At 42.3% G+C, this 22,819-nt stretch carries 22 protein-coding genes; 9 read left to right on the forward strand and 13 right to left on the reverse strand.

Translation table 11 applies throughout. The annotated features are described in order from the left end of the window. Positions 1-142 precede the first annotated feature (142 nt). Together PENNN9_RS12230 and PENNN9_RS12235 are read right to left on the reverse strand one after the other, a co-directional pair. Positions 143-421: a type B 50S ribosomal protein L31 gene (locus tag PENNN9_RS12230; protein ID WP_058369928.1), complete on the reverse strand. Its 279-nt coding sequence runs from the start codon at positions 419-421 to the stop codon at positions 143-145. 386 nt (positions 422-807) lie between these two features. Next, entirely contained in the window at positions 808-1,242 is a 435-nt protein-coding gene (locus tag PENNN9_RS12235; RefSeq protein WP_058369929.1) for a hypothetical protein, read from the reverse strand. A gap of 587 nt (positions 1,243-1,829) precedes the next feature. On the opposite strand from PENNN9_RS12235, the gene PENNN9_RS12240 reads away from it, so the two are divergent. Further along, positions 1,830-3,425 (forward strand): FAD-dependent oxidoreductase, encoded by a 1,596-nt coding sequence (locus PENNN9_RS12240; RefSeq protein WP_058369930.1) that lies wholly within the window; start codon positions 1,830-1,832, stop codon positions 3,423-3,425. Positions 3,426-3,578: 153 nt separating this feature from the next. On the opposite strand, the gene PENNN9_RS12245 is transcribed toward PENNN9_RS12240, so the two are convergent. Continuing rightward, the gene (locus PENNN9_RS12245) at positions 3,579-4,271 is read right to left on the reverse strand and encodes a TIGR00730 family Rossman fold protein (RefSeq protein ID WP_058369931.1); all 693 of its coding nucleotides are present in this window, start codon (positions 4,269-4,271) and stop codon (positions 3,579-3,581) included. 450 nt (positions 4,272-4,721) lie between these two features. Here PENNN9_RS12245 and PENNN9_RS12250 point away from each other — a divergent pair, with 450 nt between their 5' ends. Continuing rightward, complete coding sequence (locus PENNN9_RS12250) at positions 4,722-5,699, forward strand: alpha/beta fold hydrolase (protein WP_256713914.1); 978 nt, start codon at positions 4,722-4,724, stop codon at positions 5,697-5,699. 27 nt (positions 5,700-5,726) lie between these two features. Here the strand turns inward: PENNN9_RS12250 and PENNN9_RS12255 are convergent, their stop codons facing one another. Further along, positions 5,727-6,413, reverse strand: coding sequence for a putative quorum-sensing-regulated virulence factor (locus PENNN9_RS12255; protein WP_058369951.1), 687 nt, complete (start codon positions 6,411-6,413; stop codon positions 5,727-5,729). Between the two features lie 256 nt (positions 6,414-6,669). Between PENNN9_RS12255 and PENNN9_RS12260 the strand changes: the two genes are divergently transcribed. After that, positions 6,670-7,260 carry a M23 family metallopeptidase gene (locus tag PENNN9_RS12260; protein WP_058369932.1) on the forward strand — a complete coding sequence of 197 codons (591 nt, stop codon included), beginning with the start codon at positions 6,670-6,672 and terminating at the stop codon, positions 7,258-7,260. On the opposite strand, the gene phoR is transcribed toward PENNN9_RS12260, so the two are convergent. The 4 genes from phoR to dtd all read right to left on the reverse strand — a co-directional run bounded on the left by phoR (position 7,257) and on the right by dtd (position 9,726). Then, positions 7,257-8,222, reverse strand: a complete 966-nt coding sequence (gene phoR, locus PENNN9_RS12265; RefSeq protein ID WP_058369933.1) for a phosphate regulon sensor histidine kinase PhoR — start codon at positions 8,220-8,222, stop codon at positions 7,257-7,259. The genes PENNN9_RS12260 and phoR overlap by 4 nt on opposite strands. After that, entirely contained in the window at positions 8,212-8,370 is a 159-nt protein-coding gene (locus PENNN9_RS12755; RefSeq protein WP_156410105.1) for a hypothetical protein, read from the reverse strand. The genes phoR and PENNN9_RS12755 overlap by 11 nt, the downstream gene beginning before the upstream one ends. A 69-nt stretch (positions 8,371-8,439) precedes the next feature. Next, positions 8,440-9,144: a phosphate regulon transcriptional regulator PhoB gene (gene phoB, locus PENNN9_RS12270; RefSeq protein ID WP_058369934.1), complete on the reverse strand. Its 705-nt coding sequence runs from the start codon at positions 9,142-9,144 to the stop codon at positions 8,440-8,442. A gap of 129 nt (positions 9,145-9,273) precedes the next feature. Further along, positions 9,274-9,726, reverse strand: coding sequence for a D-aminoacyl-tRNA deacylase (dtd, locus tag PENNN9_RS12275; protein WP_058369935.1), 453 nt, complete (start codon positions 9,724-9,726; stop codon positions 9,274-9,276). Between the two features lie 118 nt (positions 9,727-9,844). Here dtd and asd point away from each other — a divergent pair, with 118 nt between their 5' ends. After that, on the forward strand, positions 9,845-10,684 hold the full coding sequence (asd, locus tag PENNN9_RS12280) for an archaetidylserine decarboxylase (RefSeq protein ID WP_058369936.1): 840 nt from the start codon (positions 9,845-9,847) through the stop codon (positions 10,682-10,684). A gap of 118 nt (positions 10,685-10,802) precedes the next feature. Here asd and PENNN9_RS12285 read toward each other — a convergent pair whose 3' ends face one another. From PENNN9_RS12285 to fadB, 4 genes are all read right to left on the reverse strand, one after another. Beyond that, on the reverse strand, positions 10,803-11,405 hold the full coding sequence (locus PENNN9_RS12285) for a DUF1287 domain-containing protein (RefSeq protein ID WP_082638096.1): 603 nt from the start codon (positions 11,403-11,405) through the stop codon (positions 10,803-10,805). 107 nt (positions 11,406-11,512) lie between these two features. After that, positions 11,513-12,088, reverse strand: coding sequence for an isochorismatase family protein (locus PENNN9_RS12290; protein ID WP_058369937.1), 576 nt, complete (start codon positions 12,086-12,088; stop codon positions 11,513-11,515). A 251-nt stretch (positions 12,089-12,339) separates the two neighbouring features. Beyond that, entirely contained in the window at positions 12,340-13,512 is a 1,173-nt protein-coding gene (gene fadA, locus PENNN9_RS12295) for an acetyl-CoA C-acyltransferase FadA (protein WP_058369938.1), read from the reverse strand. Between the two features lie 194 nt (positions 13,513-13,706). Continuing rightward, positions 13,707-15,866, reverse strand: coding sequence for a fatty acid oxidation complex subunit alpha FadB (gene fadB, locus PENNN9_RS12300; protein ID WP_058369939.1), 2,160 nt, complete (start codon positions 15,864-15,866; stop codon positions 13,707-13,709). Between the two features lie 603 nt (positions 15,867-16,469). Here fadB and PENNN9_RS12305 point away from each other — a divergent pair. From PENNN9_RS12305 to PENNN9_RS12315, 3 genes are read left to right on the forward strand one after another with little or no spacing between them, the layout of a single operon-like run. Next, entirely contained in the window at positions 16,470-17,516 is a 1,047-nt protein-coding gene (locus tag PENNN9_RS12305; protein ID WP_058369940.1) for a polyprenyl synthetase family protein, read from the forward strand. Positions 17,517-17,556: 40 nt separating this feature from the next. Beyond that, the gene (locus PENNN9_RS12310) at positions 17,557-18,369 is read left to right on the forward strand and encodes a DUF72 domain-containing protein (RefSeq protein WP_058369941.1); all 813 of its coding nucleotides are present in this window, start codon (positions 17,557-17,559) and stop codon (positions 18,367-18,369) included. A gap of 31 nt (positions 18,370-18,400) precedes the next feature. Further along, on the forward strand, positions 18,401-18,898 hold the full coding sequence (locus tag PENNN9_RS12315; protein WP_058369942.1) for a DUF4145 domain-containing protein: 498 nt from the start codon (positions 18,401-18,403) through the stop codon (positions 18,896-18,898). Positions 18,899-18,959: 61 nt separating this feature from the next. Here the strand turns inward: PENNN9_RS12315 and PENNN9_RS12320 are convergent, their stop codons facing one another. Next, positions 18,960-19,592 carry a superoxide dismutase gene (locus PENNN9_RS12320; RefSeq protein ID WP_058369943.1) on the reverse strand — a complete coding sequence of 211 codons (633 nt, stop codon included), beginning with the start codon at positions 19,590-19,592 and terminating at the stop codon, positions 18,960-18,962. A 467-nt stretch (positions 19,593-20,059) separates the two neighbouring features. Here PENNN9_RS12320 and rdgB point away from each other — a divergent pair, with 467 nt between their 5' ends. Both rdgB and tig read left to right on the forward strand, forming a co-directional pair. Continuing rightward, on the forward strand, positions 20,060-20,695 hold the full coding sequence (rdgB, locus tag PENNN9_RS12325; RefSeq protein WP_156410106.1) for an RdgB/HAM1 family non-canonical purine NTP pyrophosphatase: 636 nt from the start codon (positions 20,060-20,062) through the stop codon (positions 20,693-20,695). Between the two features lie 488 nt (positions 20,696-21,183). Further along, positions 21,184-22,527 (forward strand): trigger factor, encoded by a 1,344-nt coding sequence (tig, locus tag PENNN9_RS12330; RefSeq protein ID WP_058369945.1) that lies wholly within the window; start codon positions 21,184-21,186, stop codon positions 22,525-22,527. Positions 22,528-22,819: the final 292 nt, after the last annotated feature.

A 22,819-nucleotide genomic window follows, 5' to 3' on the forward strand; every position in this document is an offset into this window, starting at 1 on the left:
GATAAAGTACTTTAAAAAGCCATAAAAAAACCGCTGAATTATCAGCGGTTTTTTATTGCTTGGCAAAATAAATTGACGCAATAAGCGTAAATTATTCAGCAGAGTCAGCGGCTTTTTTTACTACGGCCACAATAAGCGTAAATTATTCAGCAGAGTCAGCGGCTTTTTTACTACGGCCACCAAACGCGCCAAAGCGCTTGTTGAAGCTTGCAACACGGCCTTCAGTAGAAGTTTTACGCTGCTCACCAGTATAGAAAGGGTGCGATGCACTTGAAATATCAAGTGGATAGTATGGGTATTCTTTACCTTCATATTCACGAGTGGCTTTAGTCTTAGCCGTTGAACGCGTCAAAAAGAACACGTCAGCATTAGTGTCATGGAACAAAACTTCTTGGTAATCAGGATGGATATCTTTACGCATAATAAGCTCTCTATGTCCGATGTATGCTCAATATCATCGACCAGCTGTCAGATGATGGCATACGTAACTGAGGCACTAAGGACATGTGCAAATCTGGCAACTGCGTCACTGGCTTATTCCAGCACTCAACACCACATTTCTGCTCTCTTAGCCTTCCCCAGCGGGAAAATTAAACCGCGATTTTAACGGTTTTTGGCATTTGATGCAAGCTGCGTGTAAGCTAAATCATCGGCCTTTAGGTTACTATCAACGCGGATAGAAAAAGCGAAATGAATCTAACTGTTTATAATCTACTTTGACGTCTCACTGTACTTAGCAAGCATGCTATAAAAAAGGCAGCCATGACGATAGCTGCCTTTATATGATCGATATTATGGTTTTATACTTTATTTAGTTGGCACAATATGCCAAACGCCAAGCTTGTTATCACCGTCTTTGTCACCTACTTTGGTATCATTGGCATAAAAATATAATGGCTTACCATTCATTGCCCATTGGTATTTGCCATCCTCGCGTTGAAAAGCAGCAAATTGACCAGAGGCTTTGGCATTACTAGGTGCCATAAATGCAGGCCAAGCTACCAAGCAAGCGCTACCACATTCTGATTTATTCATTGAATCTTTATCAAAAGTATATAAGGTCATATGGTTGGTTGCATCAACTAGCATACCGTTTTTACTAGCCACTGGTGCTGTGTTATTGCTCGTTGCTTGCACATCATGCATACCTGATGTGTCATTGCCAAATACGTTGTTTAACGTAGAACACCCTGTGAGCGTCAAAACACCCGTCAACGCAGATAACATAAGAATGTTTTTCATCATAACTTCCTTGTAATTAAAAGATAGTGTGTGGTTTAGATTTATATGTCTAATTTTACTTGTGGTCTTTTTATCTTAGCGCTTGTTTAGCGATACCTTCAACCAAACAATATACGTCTAAATTTGACTGCAAGCGTTTTAATATAGCATACGCTGTAAACTTGTCGTTTGTATCAGAATATAATTTTACAAAAGCATCTTAAGTTTACAAACTCATTAAACTTCCTCATTTTTTACTGACTTGAGAAATAACGCATACTATTTAATGATAGTTTTATTAACTTCTTAGCTAGCATGCCTTGTCTAAACCAAACCTTCTATCATTATTTGTTGACAAAACTAATGCATCAAATTACGTATTCACCGTCATATTAATTACAGATTTTCGTAAAATAACAGCACAAAATATAAGTATTGCTAAATAATTAAAAACATGACTATCACGGCTCCATATATATGTTGAACTTAGTAGTTGGCATACGCATATCAGTACATACCATACATTCAACAAAATACTGATAACGAAATTTTAACAGATACGCTGAGCACAGCCTCACGATGATGCTATTAAGGATATGACAACGACAATGACTCAAACTTTTATCAAAGATCAATCACAATTAGTCTTACATGATACTTTATCTCAGACAGCAAAGGACAAGACTCCTGCTAAACGTGTCGGTATTTTAGGCGGTGGTACAGCAGGCGCAACAATCGCTATTCGTCTCGCGGCTTTAGGACTTGAAACTTACTTATTTGAAAAGAAAAAATCACTGATTGATGGCCCGCCAATGTGCCATTTGCATGCAGGTGGCAACTTGTACCGCGAAATACCTGATGAAGACTGCGTTGCACTCCTTGAACAATGTATCGATATTTTACGCCTTTATCCTTATACGATTGATGTACGCCCGACTGTATTTGCGGTGCCAACACGCGATGAAGGACTACCTGAGGACTTGCTACCGCGTCTTGATATCTTGACAGATGCCTATCGTGAGCTTATCGCGCAAGATGCTAATAACAAAGTATTGGGCGAGCCTGAAAACTACTACCAACTATATAGTCATGAAAAAATGCTCGAGCTTTCTGAACGAGAACAAGTTGCAGTGCCAGATACCGTTGATGAATGGATGATACCAGTCGCTAAATATTTGGACTTAAATAAAGTCAAGTTTCCGCTGATTGTCGTGCAAGAGTATGGCTGGAACATTTTTCGATTAGCAGCGTCTGCGCAGCTGGCATTAGAAGAATACAATCATGCTCATATCTTTACTGACACGCAAGTTAAGCAAGTGATGCCAGTCGATTGTGAGAATTGTACAAATGCGGATCATCATGTTACCAAATGGCGTATTGATTACCAGCAGGCCAATACATTACAAACGGAGTCTGTTGAAGTCGATTACTTGGTCAATGCTTGTGGCTTTCGTACTGGGGTCATCGACGATATGGTCGGGGTTAAAGTCACGCGTATGGTTGAATTTAAATCCTCGTATATCACACATTGGGATGATGCAGGGGGGCAAATACCAGAGATTATCGTCTATGGTAATCGAGGCACGCCAGAAGGTATGGCACAGCTCACGCCTTACCCAGATGGTTACTTTCAAATTCACGGTATGAGTAAAGCGATTACTTTATTTAATGATGGCTTAGTCGCCTCCGATAAAGGCAGCGCCCAACCTAAGCTGCCGCAGCAATATGTACATTATATCGAAGATGGCTGGGACAAAGCGCCACTACAAGCGCGTAGCCAGCAAGCGATTGAATATGTGGCTGAGTTTGTGCCGACGTTTCATAGTGCACGTACCGTAGGTAATGCGTTATATGGAGGGCAGCAAATTCCAGGTAAAGATGACACGTTACGTGTCGCTGATGTAAGCTTGTATTCTAATATACGCTACGCGCGAGCAGAAAACGTTAAAGCCTCATCAACCTTGATTGCCGCTGATCAGATTGTTCATGAATTAACACAGATTGGCTTAGTTGCAAACGACACAGCTGAGAACCGCAGTCGTTATGCACACGAATGGACTTATCTTGTGCATAACGACAGTACGGCTGTTGATAATATGGCACGAGTATTGGCTGAAGAACGCGGATTTCCTCAGGCTATGGCTGGTGTCAATCGCAGTATTCGCGAAGCAACTTTGGCAAATTTGACAGCCAATAAAATATAATACGTAACGCTAATTCATATAGGTAAGAAAGTACAAAAAAAAGAGCAGATGACCAAAGACTGGTTGTCTGCTCCTTTTTTGGGCTTACTCTGCAGCTACTAACGATGAATAACGTTAAATGTAGCTATTGGCAACCTTATTTTTTAATTGACTTTATAATACTTGACTCTCATTCCCAGCCATTTTTTCTGTATCAACGGCATCTTCTATCGTTACTAGTGTCTGTAGTAAGTCGATTGCTTCGTTGATAGTGTTGCACACCACCAAACGATCGAGATCTTGCTGCTTCATAAAGCCTTGCTCAGTGGTATATTTTAAATGCTCAATCATACGATCATAAAAGCCATTAATATTGAGAATAATCATCGGTTTCTCGTGCTGATACAGCTGACGCCATGTGGCGATCTCCATTATCTCCTCTAGCGTTCCAAGCCCGCCTGGTAGAGTAATAAAAGCATCCGCGTACTCTGCCATGACCGTTTTACGTGTGTGCATCGTGTCGGTCAGGTGCAGCCGTGTTAGCTGGTCATGGGCAATTTCATGTTTAAGCATAAATGTTGGTATCACACCGACAGCTTGTGCCCCGCCTTTGATAACTTCGTCAGCCACTGAGCCCATAAGACCAATACTGGCACCGCCATACACCAAGCCCATACCATTTTTTGCTAACGCTTGACCCAGCTCACGGGCTGCTTGCTCATAGATATCACTATTACCCAAACGTGAACCACAATAGACTGCGACCAGTGGCATAGCTAACGTCGATTTATCTACCGCCTTTTCGATATGAGCAATATCTTGGCTGGTTAGTACTTCATAAGTGTCATTATTGATTTTCATTTGCATAAAACGCCCCTAATTTTGTATGGATTATTATTTATATGTATGACTACACTAAACTGTTTTAATAATTGTGTGGTTTGAACAAACAGTTTGCATGCAGCTGATACTAAGTGTGTTATTTTTGCCTTATAGATAGCGTGTTGTCAGCGTGGTTTTAATTACGCATAATAAACATAAATTGGTTTTACGTCTATTTTGGATTTTAGAATACATAAGCACTAAAGGATCATATGAGATAAAGATGTCCAAGTAAGTATTTATCTCATCAGCTTTTATCTTAACATAAGCCATGCTAGCGCATAATAACAACCTTTTATCCCTAAGATAATTTATCAATCATTGTTAATGATACGTTTTGTTTACACGTACACTAACCTTTCACGTACACTAACCTTTACGGCGTACCATTCATCGATAATTATTGCTTATTGATAAACATTATGAGGTATGACAATGCATCACAACCAATCACCATTTTCTACAAATCAGCAAGACAACATATATGCCACTCAACTCGATAATGCAACTAATACTCAACTAAATACTGCTATTATGAGTATCGTTACTTATACATTAACCATCATATCTGATCGCAATCGAGCATTAGCAGCGACCGTTTACCGCCCCAAAACTTCTGTAAAAACAGCCGTGATGATCGCGCCAGCGACTGGTATCAAACGCCAGTTTTATCACAAGTTTGCGACTTTTTTAGCAGAGCAAGGCTTTGGGATATTAACCTTTGATAATGAAGGTATTGGTGAGTCGCTGACAACCGATTTGACCAAATGCGATGCCTCCCTTATCAGTTGGGGACGACATGATATGCCAGCCGTCCTTGACGCCTTGCAAGATGAGTTTAACAATGCCACTTATCACGTGATTGGTCATAGCGCAGGCGGTCAGCTAATTGGCCTTATGCCCAACCATACCTCTATCGCCTCAGTTTTTAATGTCGCTTGTTCATCAGGATGCATTAAAAATATGGACATGCCTTATAAGCTCAAGGCAATTGGTTTTATGGATGCCTTTATCCCATTCACTAACCTGACTTTAGGCTACACTCCATCAGACAAAATCGGTATGGGCCAACCACTACCACGCAGTGTGGCTCGTCAATGGCGCGAGTGGTGCAATGGCGCAGGTTATATCAAGACAGCCTTTGGCAAAAGCGTACACACGCATTTCTATGATGAGCTGAGCATGCCAGCATTGTGGCTCGGCTTTAGCGATGATGATATTGCCAATAGCAAAAACATGGACGATATGATTCGCGTATTTACCAAAATGCCAGTAGAAAAACGCGTCCTTGACCCTAAAGACTTTGGCTTAAATAGCATTGGACACATGCGCTATTTTAGTAGTAAAACTAATGCTAAAGCTCCTGAGTTGTGGCAAATGGCAGTTGATTGGTTAAACGAGCGATCACAATAAATATAATGCATCTTATATTCAAACCGCTCATTCATTAACACTATTAGCCTCTTCTGTCTTGAGCCGCTTAGTCAAAGCAGAATGTAATGAAGGTGTCATGTTATGAATATTAACCAGCATCCACTTAACATAGCCAATGGGTACTTCTTTGATAAGCCGACCTTTATACTTACCAAATGGCATCTTCGCGACTGGATTGGCGGTGTTTGAAATCTTATGTGCCGCTTCAAAATCTGTGGGCTTGATTTGTAGGCGTTCGCAGCAAGCTTGGTAGAGTAAATAACACATGCGTGCATCACCTAGTGCATCATGCGCTGCAATAGTCATTTTGCTGGCTTCCTCTTGTCCTAATAACTGCTCAATACATTTGGACTGCCCATAATAGCGCCATTCTGGAAAAGCGACGCGCGCCAGTCGCACGGTACAAATTAGCTTAGCAGACGGCCTACCGATCACTCGCCAATCAAAACGTACATTATGGCCAATCAGATACTGCGGCAAGTCAAATTCATCCAATTCAAAACGCTTAAGTCCAGCGACATCATCATCGGTAATGCCATGAACTTTGATCACAATTGGTGATATAGGACGGCCACTGTTAAAGTATTTCATCCACTCAAACCCACTGGCCACATTAATAGTCGCAACTTGGATAGGTCGTGGATCTCGACCTTGGTCGGTTTCAGTATCAATAATAAGCGCAGTATCAGTCATAAAGAGCCAGTCATCAGTGTCAATCACGAAAATCACAAAAGAAACAGTCAAAAATATAGTCGATTTACTCTAACATCTATACCCCTAGCACATGGCTATCAAGGTAACGACTTTATTCTATACTGACTATAGTATTGTATGTGCAGCCTTTATATTTATGGGGATAAAAACGTCATATAACAATGCTATACAGAGGGGCGTGAACAAGTCTCTTATAATGGTAGTGTGAACAACAAAACAAATATAAGAGATGAGGATGCCAGTAAATCAAAAAAACCAGCAACCAAAGCCTACACTTTTGCATCGTGTGCTAAGTGTATTGATCAAAGCTGCTGTGCTATTGGCCCTATTATTTATATTTGACAAACTCCTTCCAAGCATCAGCCAACAAACACAGTCGTTTGTCGTCGCAAAATGGCAACAGTTGAGTCTGCTACAGCAGGAGTTGCCCACAGAAGATAGCCTACCGAGTCCGCTACCAGAGCAGCGCCTGACCGATACTTGGGGCGCTGCTCGTAGCCAAGGGCGCACACATGAAGGCATCGATATATTTGCACCGCGCGGCACACCAGTACAGTCAACGACGCAAGGCATTGTCAGTAAGGTTGGAGAGAATACGTTGGGCGGACGTGTGGTGGTGGTCGTAGGTCCCGGCGGCGCAGGACACTACTATGCGCACCTAGAAGACTATGCTGATATATCTCCCAACGACTGGGTAGGTGCTGGTGATATCATTGGCTATGTCGGTGATAGTGGTAATGCTAAAGGTACACCGCCGCACGTACATTATGGTATTTATATCAGCGGCAGTGCTGTCAATCCTTACCCACTTTTACAAAAAGACTAAAGCGTAGGCTCAGATCGCACATGGTTGGCGGGGAACAACGCACTAAACGTCGACCCTACGCCCTCTGTTGACTCAATTTGTAAGTTTACATCGTATTGATATAAGACATGTTTGACAATTGCTAGCCCTAATCCAGTGCCGCCTGTGGCACGGCTACGACCACTATCGATACGATAAAAACGCTCAGTCAATCGCGTAATATGCTGCGGTGCAATACCGATACCATCATCCTCAACAGCAAAGCGGCAGCCTTCAGAGGTCTTGGCCCAGCTGATTGTGATATTGCCGCCTTTGGGGGTGTATTTGATGGCATTGATGACCAAATTAGACAAGGCGCTATTTAAATACATCTCTGACCCGTATAAACCGTCATAGGTATCTATCTGCAAATGTATGCTATGCCCATATTCACTATTGTAAGCTTGGGCATCATCGTAGATATGGGTTAGCAGTTTGGTCATATTAATATAATGAAACTCATGCGTCTCTTCGATCTCAATTCGAGACAGCAGTAATAAATCATTGACGATTCTATTCATACGCGCTGTCTGCTGGGTCATCAGCTCAAACCCACGCTGCCAATGCGGCGGCATGTCTGGCTGATCTGAGAAGTTTTCGAGATAACCCATTAGGACTGTCAATGGCGTTCTAAGCTCATGTGAGACATTTGCCACAAAGTCGCGGCGCATTTGTTCCAAATGATGCAGACGAGTCACATCATAGATGATTAATAGTTTTTCGTCCCCAAAAGGGGTGAGCTCACATTTCAAGTAACGCTTAGGGTCTCGCCAAGATGCCATATGCACACCATCGTTAGGTGTCGTCATAGTTTGATAGTACTGGCGAAACTCAGGCACATTAATAAAATCAAAAATACTCTTACCTTTATCCGCTGCTTGTAGCAATAGCAAATCCTCAGCAGCTTGGTTCCACCACTCTAGACTATCATCATCATTGAGCAATATTACGGCGTCTTGTAGAGCGCGTAATGAGCTTCTGATTTTTTTTGAGCTGACCCATCACTTCTTGCTGAGTTGCTTGATCTTGCGGGTGCTGTTCTAGCTCGTTTTGTTGCTCGTTTTGTTGCTCGTTTTCTATAGGCGTTATCATATCTTTCATACCCTTACGACTATCTACTGCGTTACCTTGTCATTCATATGTCGTTCTGTTTAAACTGGCTCATACTGGCTTAATGAGACTCGAAAACCGATAGCCAGTACCACGCACTGTTTGAATCAACGTATCGCAGTCGTGGGGCTTTAATAATTTACGTAAACGCCTGATATGCACATCAATTGTCCGATCTTCGATATAGACATTGCCGCCCCATACCTGATCGAGCAGTTGTGCGCGCGTATAGGCACGCTCCGGATGACTCATAAAAAACGCCAATAGCCTATATTCTGTCGGTCCGATATCCACAACCTTATCATTGGCCGTGACGCGTTGGCCTTTGGGATCTAGGCTCAGCTTACCTATCTCAATGGGCTTATCAGCACTCAGCGCACTACTACGACGCAGTACTGCTTTAATCCTTGAGAGTAGCTCTCGTGTCGAAAAAGGCTTGGTCATATAATCATCAGCACCCGCATCAAGCCCATGAACTTTACTGTCCTCTTCACTTTTGGCCGTCAGCATAATGACTGGTATCTCAGCAAGCAGCTCATCGCTTTTGAGCATACGACAAAAATCAATACCGCTTTTATCTCCAGGTAACATCCAATCTAACAAGATAAGTGCAGGACGATGATCAACCACTTGTTGATGCGCCTCTGACACATCAGCCGCTTGCAAGCTGTCAAATCCAGCCATCTCCAACGTCATCACCACCATTTCACGAATGGCAGGCTCATCTTCGACAATCAAAATTTGCTCATTATGCATAGGACAACCTTATTGTTAAGCGCTGAATAATTATATAAGAGGGAAATTTAAGCTAAAAAAGCCGGTAAATACTCATTAATAACCGTCTATTAAACGCGTTAATTATGACAGTTTGATGACATTCGCACTTCAAACTTCTAACAAAAAGTTTAGTGGCCCATCATTGACGCTGTCGATTTGCATGTCAGCTCCGAACTGACCCGTTGCAACGTTGGGATGCTGAGTCTTTGCATAAGCGACTAACTGTTCAAACAATACTTTTGCAGCCTCAGGCGACATCGCACCACCAAAATCAGGGCGTCGTCCTTTGTCTGTTTTGGCCATTAAGGTAAATTGTGATACCAGTAATAATCCGCCACCTACCTGTTGTACATTTTTATCTAGTTTGCCAAGCTTGGCTGGATCATCTGTATTTTCAAAAATGCGATATGTGATAATTTTATCGATCATTCGTTTTGCATGCTGTAAGTCATCATCGGGTCCTAAGCCAATATATGCCAAGAGCCCATGTTCAATCGAGCCTATACAACATTCATCGACTATAACACTAGCACGGTTTACCCGCTGGATTAGAGCTTTCATAAACTGCATCCTTAAACAATTATGGTCATACGATTAAGTGCTGACCATGATAAAATATAAATATTTATTATTTCCAACTTTTATTTTCTTATTTTAACCACTACTTTGGTAACCCTTTATGACCTTATTTACTACCATTCAGCAGTTTGTACCGCAGCAAAAACTTAGTAAAGTTGCTGGACGTTTGGCGGCCAGTCGCCACCCTATGGTTAAACGTGCTTTTATTCGCAGCTTTGCAAAAGCGTATGACGTAAAGTTAGATGAATACGAACGTCAAAGCTTAAATGCTTACGAGAGCTTTAACGACTTTTTTACCCGTGAGCTTAAAGGTGATGCGCGTGCTATCGATACCACCGTCCATGGCATTGTAAGCCCTGCTGACGGCATTGTCTCGCAGCTTGGTCAAATTAACGATCATAAGCTACTTCAAGCTAAAGGGCGCTACTACGACATCGGACAGCTACTTGCTGATAGTGACGATGGTAGCTACTTCGCTGATGGTAGTTTTGCTACTGTTTATTTAGCGCCCAGCAACTATCACCGTGTGCATATGCCTTTTACAGGTACCTTGACCAAAACTCGCTATGTGCCAGGTACGTTATTTTCAGTCAATAATATCACTGCTGCCAACGTGCCTGACTTATTTGCTCGTAATGAGCGTTTGGTTTGTATGTTTGATACCGAATACGGCAAAGCAGCAGTCGTCATGGTGGGCGCAATGATTGTCGCTGGTATCGAGACGGTAGCAACGGGGAAGATTACCCGTACCGACGATATTCAAGAAGCTGAGCATAGTATGGTTTTGGCTCAAGGTGATGAGCTTGGGCGCTTTTATCTGGGGTCAACCGCTATTGTCATATTACCTAAAGCTGCAAAAGCTGACTGGCAAGAAAATATAACGGCGAACAGCGTGGTACAAATGGGTCAATTACTAGGTGTAGCCCATACTGACAAATAAATAAAAACCCACCAAAAAACCCAGTCAATGATATGGCATCATTGACTGGGTTTTGTTTTGCGCCACATTATTCATCATTTACGCTATGAACAACCTTATATCATCTATACCAAGCGTTTTAGTAACGAAAATGTTTGGCTATAGGATAGGTAAAAAGGATATTTTCTTCTTGAGTACCATCTCCAATATTATGAATAATAAGCGGCGTCCCATCGGCAGCCTTTTTGTTTGAGACGATACCAATATGCGGCACGTTGTCTTTTGGCAGTCGCCACGTCACAATGTCCCCTGTCTGAAAACTGTCTTTGTCAGTGACAGATAGGGATTTTCCGTGTCGCTCAAAAAACACTTCAAGATTGGCCACTCGGCGATGGTCGATATTGTTGTCCGGTGACTTTAATCCCCAATTTTTTGGATATTGTGACCAATTTGACTTCATGTCGTGATTGACTAGCTGTTGTAAATCTATATTTTGCAAACGATAAGCACGTACGATGACATCGGTACTTCTCCCCGTTTTCATCGGTACATCACCACGTGGAAAGTCCATTTTTTGATAAGTGGCATCATAATTGACTGTTACGCCGATTTGTTTTTTGGCATCTGCTGCCAGCTTGTTACCACTGCTGATAGGACTGGCAGCCATCACTGGTTGTATCACCATCATTGAAAATACAACTGCTAAGAGCGGTTTAAAACCGTACTGCTTTACCCTATTCATCGTTTATGCCTTATATTGTCTGTTTTTAACAAAATCTGACTAGGCAATTTATTATCTAGATCGTTTAAGAATTACCCTCAATGATAATTAAATTTAACGATAATTGACTACTTAATCAGATTACTAATGGTCTTAAATGCAGGGTCGCGACTTGTGCGACACAGCTCAAACAAGATAGTCTCAACTGTAGTAATTACCCCACCTGCGCGTCGAATACGCCGTATGGCTTGTTTTTTATCGTATGGAAAGCGTGATCCTACTGCATCGCCAACAATGACTGGTTGCATACCATTATCCAGTAAATCTAGCGCCGTTTGCATGACACACACATGCGTCTCAACACCGAATAATAAAACGATGCTACGGTTTTGCTGTGCCAAATAATGCCACGAATCATCGTTGTCACAGGCGCTAAATGTGACCTTCTCAAAACTTTTGGCATTATCACCTTCTAAGAGCTCAAAAACTTCAGGTAACGTATCACCGAGACCTTTTTTATATTGCTCATTAAGCATGATAGGGACACCAAGCGCTTGTAGACCCTTTATTAACGTTGTTATTTTTTTGACGATATTTTCGTGATCATAAATATGCGGCGTTAAGCGTTCCTGTACATCGATAAGCATTGCTTGCGTATTTTCGCGAGCGATGCGATAAGTACGATCAGTAATCATAGTGGTCATAGTAGGTACACTCCTTGTACGTATGCAGCAAGTCGCTGCAGACTAAATGATTGGTTTATAGTTATTAGATATATGCTTATTTAGTCATATTTCGTCCAGTGCGTCAATGAACATCCTCTTTATTAACAACTTACGAACGTTATGTCATAGATGATTCTTGAATGTTTACAAACAAAAAAGCCTCCAGTTATTTAACTGAAGGCTTGTGTTAGCACGTTTATATTTTGCAAAACTCCTGCAAGTCTAAACGGTTAGACACGTTCGATAATAGTAGAAATACCTTGACCAAGACCGATACACATGGTTGATAGACCGATCTCAGTGTCGTTTTGCTCCATTGCATTTAAGAGAGCGACTGTGATACGTGAACCTGAACAACCTAACGGATGTCCAAGCGCAATGGCACCGCCGTTGACATTAACGATGTCTTGCTTATCAAGCAAATCTAAGTTTTTGAGTACTGACAAACTTTGAGCAGCAAAGGCTTCATTAAGCTCAATAGTCTGCATGTCCTCAATACTCATACCAGCACGTTTTAACGCTTTTTTGGTGGCTGGTACTGGGCCATAACCCATGATAGCGGCATCGCAACCTGCAATTGCCATGCTACGGATACGTGCACGAGGCTTGAGGCCCAGCTCTTTGGCTTTTTGTGCGCTCATCATTAACATTGCCGACGCACCATCTGACAAGGCTGATGAGGTCGCAGCCGTTACCGTACCACCTTTTGGATCAAAAGCTGGACGTAGCTTTTGCATTTGCTCCATGGTTGCATCTGGACGAATCACTTCATCAACAGTACATAACTGCAGACGTCCATCTGCATCATGGCCTTCGATACCGATGATTTCATTGTCAAAGCGGCCCTCAGTAGTCGCAGCCCACGCGCGGCGATGTGACTCAAGACCAAAAGCGTCTTGCTCTTCGCGGGTGATGTTGTTCATACGACCAAGCATCTCAGCCGTCAGACCCATCATATAGGAAGCTTTGGCATAGTGTTTTGAGGCGGCTGGGTTGATATCCAAACCATGCATCATACCGACATGACCCATGTGCTCAACACCGCCCACGATAAATATATCGCCTTGATTGGTCATGATTTGTGCTGCTGCTGTATGAATCGCTTGCATGGATGAACCGCACAGACGGTTGACCGTCTGCCCACCGACTGTGGTCGGAATACCGGCCAACAGAGCAGCATTACGACCGATATTGTAAGCTTGCTCTAAGGTTTGCTGAACACAGCCCCAAATGACGTCTTCTACCTCTTTTGGATCAAAATCATTGCGTTCAACCAACGCTCGCATCAAGTCTGCTGATATATCATCAGCACGTACATGACGGAACATACCGTTTTTAGATTTTCCCATCGCTGAGCGTACACCGTCTACGATAACCACATCTTTTGGACTTAAAGTTGTCATACTATTTTCCTTTTCAATTTTTATTGTCAGTGTTATCAGCCCGCTTTGATACTAGACATGATATATACATGTATACCTAATTTTTTAGGGCTAGAATAAAATTGAACCGACTAAAACGGTGCGCTTGCTGTCTACTTTATCGTCGATAGCGATGCCTGCAAACGCACCCCACTTATCCTAATACGGTATGCTCGTTACGCTGTGGCGTAAAAAGTCTCGCCTGCTGCTGCCATGTCGCGAATTTTTTGCGGGGCTTCATAGGCTTTGCCAAGATGTGCATACTTTTCACACAGTGCCAAGTAGTTATCTAGACCCATTTGGTCAATATAACGGCAAGGTCCACCGCGGAATGGCGGGAAACCAACGCCCATAATCATCGCCATATCAGCCTCACTTGGTGTGCTGACAATATTGTCTTCTAAGCAACGTACGGTCTCATTACAGAAAGCCAGCATGGTACGGTCAATAATGGTTTGATCATCAAACGCTTGCGTGTCGCTGTCTGTGGTGGTTTTTAACAGCTCGTAAGTAGCGTCGTCAGCGACTTTCTTCGGCTTACCGCGCTTATCTGTTTCGTACTTATAAAACCCAACGCCGTTCTTTTGACCTAGACGCTCGTTTTCATATAAATGCTGAATTGCGCCTTTATAATCAGGTTTCATGCGGTCAGGGAAACCTTCTGCCATGACTTCTGCACCATGTACACCTGTATCTAAACCGACGACGTCGATTAGGTAGGCAGGACCCATTGGCCAGCCAAATTTCTCCATGACTTTATCAACATGGACAAAATCAGCGCCTTGTTTGAGTAGTAAATCAAACGCACCAAAGTATGGGAACAATACGCGGTTCACTAAGAAACCTGGGCAATCATTGACCACAACCGGTACTTTACCCATTTTGGAGGCCAACGCAACGGTGGTTGCAATCGCTTCTTCAGAGGATTTTTCACCGCGGATAACTTCAACGAGTGGCATGCGATGTACTGGATTAAAGAAATGCATACCGACGAAATTTTCTGGACGCTCCAGCACTTCTGCTAAATGCGTGATAGAGATAGTTGAAGTATTAGAAGCAAGAATACAGTCGTCTTTTACCAAACCTTCGACTTCTTTTAGTACGGCATGTTTAACTTTAGGATTTTCTACTACCGCTTCGATGACAATATCAGTCTCAGCGAAGTCACCATAGTTAAGCGTTGGACGGATACGGCTCAAAGTTTCACCCATTTTGGCTGGGGTCATCTTCTCGCGATCGACCATTTTACTTAATATTTTACTGGCCTCTTTCATACCCAAATCTAATTGCTCAGACTTGATGTCTTTCATGATAATTGGCAAGCCTTTGCTGGCTGCCTGATAAGCGATACCGCCGCCCATGATACCAGCGCCTAGTACAGCCGCTTCATTGATATCATGTGCTTGTTTGCTGTGCTTTTTGGCTAACTTTTTGACGAGTTGGTCGTTTAAAAACAGACCAACCAAACTTTCTGCTTGTGGCGTTTTGGCAACTTTGGCAAAACCGGCAGCTTCAACTTCAATCGCTTTATCACGTGGCAAATTGACATGCTTTTCAATCGCTTCAATCGCGATGGCTGGTGCTGGGTACTGCTTGGGATTGGCTTTAGAGAAGATCATGCCTTTGGCACTGTTAAACGCCATCGCTTGCTCAAGCTGGTTTAGCTTGACAGGGTTTAGTTTCTCTTCACGTTTCGCTTGCCAATCAAGCTCACCTGAGATGCATTTTTTGACCAGATCAATGGCAGCAGCTTGTAAGTCATCAGCAGGAACGGTTGCATCAACCAAACCTAGCTTGAGAGCCTCTAGTGGTTTTTTTGGCTTACCAGTGGCGATCAATTCAAGCGCGTTATCGATACCGATGACGCGAGTACTACGAACCGTACCGCCAAAACCTGGGAAAATGCCTAGCTGAGTTTCTGGTAGTCCGATAATCGCTTTGTCACTCATGACACGATACTCACACACCAAGGTCATCTCACAACCACCGCCTAGTGCTGCACCATTGATAGCGGCTACTTTTGGGAACGGTAAGTCTTCAAAACGATTAAAAGTATCGTTAATGCCGACAACCCAATCTTTAATCTCACTCTCTGGCTTCTTAAATGAGCCGACAAATTCAGTGATATCAGCACCAGCGATAAATACGCCTTTGCTTGAAGTAACGATAAGGCCTTTAACGTCTTCAGACTTCTCAAGCGCACTTACCGCTTCATCAAATTGCTTATTGGTTTCGGCATCGAACTTGTTTACGCTCTCATTTTCGGCGTTGTATTGCATGTTGGCGATGCCATCCTCTAGCATTGTCACCGTGATGCGATTTCCTTGGTATACCATTTGAAACTCCTTGCTATGTAATAAAAGCTATGTAATAAAGATCAAATTATAAAAGCTACGTTTTAGAATTAAGATAACTAGCTAATGATTGTAAATAAAACGAATAAAATTACTGCCAATTTATCAGTCTATAACCCAACGACTTATAAAAGACAGTGATAATGTGTTTATTATTCTGCGCTCATCAATATGGCGACTGGTTGTACTGTTTTAACGTCATTTAGTGTAGGGGATTATGCCCCCAACTGTCACAAGCTAATACCAGACTCACAAGTCACTATTAACATTAATTGATAAAATCCAAACTCGTCAATCAATCACTGACATCTACCTTGTACCTTATACTTTTTTACCAGTTTTTTTTATATGCGTATTAGCTTGTGAAGCTTAAATACAATCTATTGGATTGGGTAACAGTACCAAGACGTGTGATTACTTCATCAAAACACATTCAACCTATAAGTTAAATCACCAATACGTAACCAAAATAAAACAGCGCTTAGCATATACGTATAAGCCATATCAGCTATCATGCTACACTAGCTTGTTATCTGTTTTTATTCACGTATTCTCTATTTTTATTTTATGGTGGTTGGTTGAGTTATGTCTGTTTCTACTGCGCCTCGTTTTGTTCCTTTTACCAATTTTGAGCAGTTTTATAGCACATTGCGCGCACAGTTAGCGCAAGATATCGACGTATTATTTGCTTATGCAAACTTACCAAGTCCGCTTGATGACGCATGTCGCTACGTAATCACAGGACAAGGCAAATTGGTACGACCCTTATTAGTGGCCAGTAGTTTTGTCAGTATTGATGCCAGTATAAGTATAGATGGTGAAGTAGGTATGGAGACAGATGATTCATCTGACATCTCAAATTTAACAGATCATGCCAAAATCGCTGACTTGCAATCATTGCTAGAAAACGACTCCGATTATGACATGTGTCGCCGCGCTACATTGGCAGTAGAGCTATTACATACCTACTCGCTGGTCCATGATGACTTACCATGTATGGATGACGATGAGCTGCGTCGTGGCCAGCCAACTTGCCACATTGTGTTTGACGAAGCGACGGCGCTGCTGGCGGGTGATGTATTGCAAACTTTGGCCTTTGAGGTTTTAACCGCAGAGCTGCCTACCTTCGCGCCTTTTGATTCAGACATCGCAAGCCAGCTATTAGCCGTGTTTGCACCGCGCGCTCGCCGCATGGTCTCAGGTCAAATGCTGGATCTGAATGCTGAAGCGCGTACTAATATTTCTCAAGAAGAACTAGAGGCCATTCATCGCGATAAAACTGGCGCGTTGATTGAAGCGGCTATGCTGATGGGCGGTATCTGTGCTGGGGCAACAGCGCTACAGCGTATAGCATTGCAGGACTGTGCGCAGCATATTGGACTGGCCTTTCAAGTTCAAGATGATATCTTAGACGTCACCACCTCTACTGACGCCTTAGGTAAACCCGCTGGTAGTGATGAAAAATTAGACAAATCTACCTATGTAAAATTGATGGGTGTGAGCGCTGCCAAAGACTACGCCCAATCATTGTTTAATAACGGACAAGCCGCTATCATTCGCGAGCTTGGTGGTAATGCAGATGATAATGCATTATTAGCATTGATAGAATGGCTATGGTCGCGTAAAAAATAATACTGACAACTCAATGTAGAAACGATATAGCGTGGCTAACATGGACAGTAAACCTACTATTTATCTTGGCACTGGCGGTTATAGCGATACTGACTTATTAGGTACGCTGTATCCAACTGGTACTAAAAAGGCGGACTTCTTACGTGAGTATGCCAAGCAATATGGCGCGGTCGAGATTAATAGCACTTTCTACGCGCCCATCGGCCAAAAAGCCTTTGCTGGTATGGTCAATAAAGCCTATGTGCAAGCAGACAGTGAGTTAAAATTTGCCGTCAAGCTACACAAAGACTTTACTCATGCGCGCAAAGGCACAAGCGATCACGCACAAGCTTTTCTTAATGCCTTAACACCGCTTATCGAAGCCAACGCTTTGGCACCTTTACTACTGCAATTCCCGCATGGATTTGATCGCACTCGTGAGCATCGGCTTTATCTAGCAAACCTCGTTAGTTGGTTTAAGGATTATCCGCTGGCAGTCGAGTTTCGTCACAACGGCTGGCACACCCCGCAAGTGGTCGATAGCTTTAAAGAACAAGGCTTGATTTGGTGTAGCGTCGATTATCCCAAGGTCAGCGGACTGCCGTCATCACGGCTGATATTTACCGAGCGCACAGGCTATCTGCGTATGCATGGCAATAATACGGGCTGGTGGGATGCGATGAGTGCCGCTGACCGTCATGATTATCGCTACTCTGAGGCTGAAATGAATGATTGGGCGCAAGCGATTGCCAATCAGCGTCAGCATTTTGATACGCTGTATATCTTCTTTCAAAACACCGTTAATGCGCATGCGTATTATAATATTGCGATGCTTAGAGAGGCCTTGGGTAAATTTGGGTTTGCGGTTTTGTAGGTCTAAACCATATACATTAGAGGAAAACTATATGAGCCCAGATGTATTTATTGACGATTTTAAGCTAACCGAAACTACTGAAGAGTTACACGCTATTTTAGGGCGTTGTATTATTATAGCGACAAGATTTGATAACCTGTGTGACCATGGTTCAAAGTTTATAAAAATAAGAAAAGCTCGTGAAAAATTATCTGATGATGAATTTGCAGCATTAACTACCTCTCTATTTGATAAGTACCCAAATTTAAATAACAATATTAATTTTTTACCAGTTGGACAAACTGCTCAAGATGCACTTCATGCAGCACGTGAAGCCCGGAATGAAGTCGCCCATAGTCTTTCAATTGGTATGATTGGTTGCTTAGACATAAGAATAGACGAAAGTGCTTTCAAGCAACAAGTTCCTTCATTAATCACACGAATTGCCACTGGAGACTATTTAATCTCAACTATAATTTCTCTCTTGAATAAAGAAGCTGTACCTAATTACACAGAAAATGATTATAAACGTAAGATTACTGAAGAATAATTAATAAAAAAGGACGCTTCTCAGCGTCCTCTTTTTATTTACTAGTCAAGTCTAAAGAGGCTTACTTACCTTCAACACCCGCATCTTGACCTTTATATTTAGCGTTTGCGTAGTCCCAGTTCACTAGCTTGTCTAGGAACGTATCGACATAGTCAGGACGACGGTTGCGATAATCGATGTAGTAAGCGTGCTCCCATACGTCACAAGTCAATACCGCTACTTTGTCATGCGCAAGTGGGTTATCAGCATCACTGGTTTTCATGATAGACAATTTGCCGCCAACTTTGTCAGCGACTAGCCATGCCCAACCTGAACCAAACTGTGACGTTGCTGCGTTTTTGAACTCTTCACGGAACTTATCATAGCTACCGAAATCTTCTTCGATTTTACCTTTTAGATCACCAGTAGGTTCGCCGCCACCATTGTCTGGCGTCATGCAGTTCCAGTAGAACGTATGGTTCCAAACTTGCGCTGCTTGGTTAAACATAGTCTGCTTGCTGTCGTCTTTCGCAGTCGCTTCAATGATCTCTGGCAGCGTTTTGTCTTCTAAACCAGAACCTGGTAGCAAGTCTTTTAATTTATTCACATAAGCTGCGTGATGCTTATCATGATGATACTCTAGTGTTTCGGCACTGATATGGGGCTCAAGTGCGTCCTTGGCATAAGGAAGATCTGGTAGTTTAATATTTGACATAGTTATTTTATCCTTGCTTATTTGGCCACTCATATTTTGTGTATATCAAACAAGACACCACAAAATACCGAGCTAAATTGGCTGAGTTTATTGTTAATGAATGAACGTTATTGCTTGATGCGCTAGTGCCCATCAGGATGAATCTAAAGGCTAATTTAAGAAAATTAGCGTAAACATTGTTATTCACTTAAAAGCCAAGTAATTGACTTAAAAGCTATTATCAACTTTAAATTCACAAGCTATAAGCTATAATTCACTGTAGCTTGCCAGCTATTATAGCAAAGCATTTGCACAATATCAGTTACTGAATGTTATAAGCTTTATTGATAGTATCTTGTTTCGTGCACATTTTATTAAACTATAGAGTCGGCATACAACAGAACTATTAGATTATGACGCAGGACTGATGTTGTTTTTTACCTTTATAACTATTAATCATATATGACTATCAATGACGGATGTACTTTATGAGTCCAGCTTTACCATTATCCAAAACTACTCAAAACCAGTGGGTGCTTGCCAGTAATAACCAAGGCAAACTTGCAGAATTTAAAAGACTCTTCACTGAAGCCAACTTAGACATTACTATCGTACCGCAAGGACAATTAGAGATTGAGGACGCTGTCGAGGATGGTTTAAGCTTCGTTGAAAACGCCATCATTAAAGCGCGTCATGCCAGCCGAATCAGCGGACTGCCAGCTATTGCTGATGACTCAGGCTTATGTGTGCCAGTTTTAGGAAATGCACCAGGCATCTACTCAGCGCGCTACGCAGGCGAACATGGCAACGATACCAAGAACAACGCCAAGCTCATCGCTGACTTGCGCCCTATCCGTGATGAGCAGCTGGATACCCCCATCGATGGTATGTTCGTCTGCGTACTAGCAATGGTACGTCATGCTGATGATCCGCTGCCGATTATCGCCCAAGGTCTATGGCATGGGGAAATTTTGGAGACGCCGCATGGTGACGGCGGCTTTGGTTATGATCCGCTGTTTTGGTTACCTAATCTGCAAGCAACTGCCGCAAGCTTAAGTGCTGCTGTCAAAAATAGTATCAGCCACCGCGGGCAAGCTATCCAGCAACTATTAGAGCAGTTATAGCTATTTATATAATGGCTACTGACATAAATAGTGTTCGTTTTTTATATGATAATAAGTTTTTAGTCTTAACTTTCTATACTTGTTTATTAAAGCATCTTTATTAGTGCTTTCGTTTACTAGTACTTTTGCTTACCGTCCATCCTGACAGATAGCTTTTACTTTAATTAACAGATAGATTATACTGTTCTACTTTTAAAATTTTATTGCAAGTTTCTGGTCGACTGTACCATTTACAAAAGCACAATGTTTATAAATGCACAACGTATGACAGTGCAACAGTCATTGCAACGCTTTTGGTAGAGAAGATTGGTTTTGAATTATCAGTATTGGATATTAGATGGTGTTATTTGCACTATCTGATGACCAACCTATCAGTATCGAAACATAAGTACTTTAGTGCCCCTATTCATTCCAATGGCAATCGGCATAACCCTTGTATATTTAGAGGGGCGATTGCCTGTTATTTTAATCATAAAGGTGTAATTAACATGGCTACAGATTTACAAGTCACAACCAACAAGCTGTCGGAAAAAGAAACCCAGCTGACGGTGAAAGTTCCTGTTGAAAAAATTCAAAATAAAGTTGAAGGCCGTATTCGTCAAGTGGCGAAGACTGCCAAGATTGACGGTTTCCGTAAAGGTAACGTTCCAATGTCTCATATCCGTTCACAGTATGGTGCTGGTATTCAGCAAGAAGTGATCAATGATGTGATTCGCGATACCGTGTTTGAAGCAATCAAGTCTGAAGACATCCGCGCCGTTGGCATGCCAAACATCGACGATGTTAAATTAGAAGACGACTTCTTAGTTTATCAAGCGACTGTCGAAATCTTCCCAGAAGTTGACGTTCAGGGTATCAATGAGATCGAAGTTGAGCGTCATACCGCGACTGTTAAAGATGAAGACGTCGATACTATGATCGAAAACTTGCAAAAGCAGCGTCAAGAGTTTGTCGAGAAAAAAGGCATGGCAGCCAAAGATAACCAAGTGACTTTTGACTTTGAAGGTTCAATTGATGGTGAGAAGTTCGAAGGTGGCTCAGCTGAAGACTTTAAATTGATTATCGGTAGCAACCAGATGATCCCAGGTTTTGAAGCGGGCATCAAAGGCATGAAAGCTGGCGAAGAAAAAGTCATCGATGTGACCTTCCCAGAAGATTACCAAGCAGAAAACCTAGCGGGTAAAGAAGCACAGTTCAAAATCAACGTAAAACTGGTCGAAAAATCAAAACTACCTGAAATCGACGACGAGTTCCTAGAGTTATTCGGCGTGACCGAAGGCGGCGTTGATAAGCTAAAAGAAGACGTACGTAAAAACATGGAGCGCGAAATCAAAAACGCGGCTCGTAGCCAAGTCAAGCAAGCGACTTTTGATGCCTTGCTAGAAAAGAACGAGTTTGACGTACCAAACGCCATGCTAGAGCAAGAAATCGAGCGTCAACGCAACATGATGATGCAGCGTTTTTCTCAGCAGTTTGGCGCTAGTGCTGATAGCTTTGATAAAGACATGCTGCCAAATGAACTATTTGAAGAGCAAGCACTACGTGCAGCCCGTCTTGGTATCATCGTTGCCCGTGTTATCGACACACAAAACCTTAAAGTAGATCAAGAGCGTGTTGAGAACTTCATTAAAGAAGCTGCAGAAAACTATGAAGACCCAAGCGAAGTCATCGAGTACTACACCAATGACAAGCAGCAACGCGCCAACATCGAGTCTGTTGTATTAGAAGACCAAGTGGTTGATTATCTCATTGATCAAGGTAACGTAACTGACAAAGAAGTTAGCTACCAAGACTTACTGGCCGCTCAGCAACAACAGCAACAAGCTATGTAAATTAGCGTTTTTGCGCTATTGAATTAGAGTGTAACAAGAATGCCCTAACGATTTGTTGGGGCATTTTTATTCGTGGTTTATGAGGCTACCCCTTGATAATTGAGCACAAACACCCTATCAATAGGAAACCATTCTTTGTACAGCCATTTAAATTGTTATTGTGAGTCACGCTGTCCGTTTAATCGCTACTTTTTAGGGTTTGTATAAACGCAAACGTAGAAGTCCGATTATTTTAGGTGCCAAGTCATTGAGTATTACTATTGATTGTTGAAGTTAACTGAAAATTAATACA

The organism is Psychrobacter sp. ENNN9_III, from assembly GCF_001462175.1.
Classification (GTDB): Bacteria; Pseudomonadota; Gammaproteobacteria; order Pseudomonadales; family Moraxellaceae; genus Psychrobacter.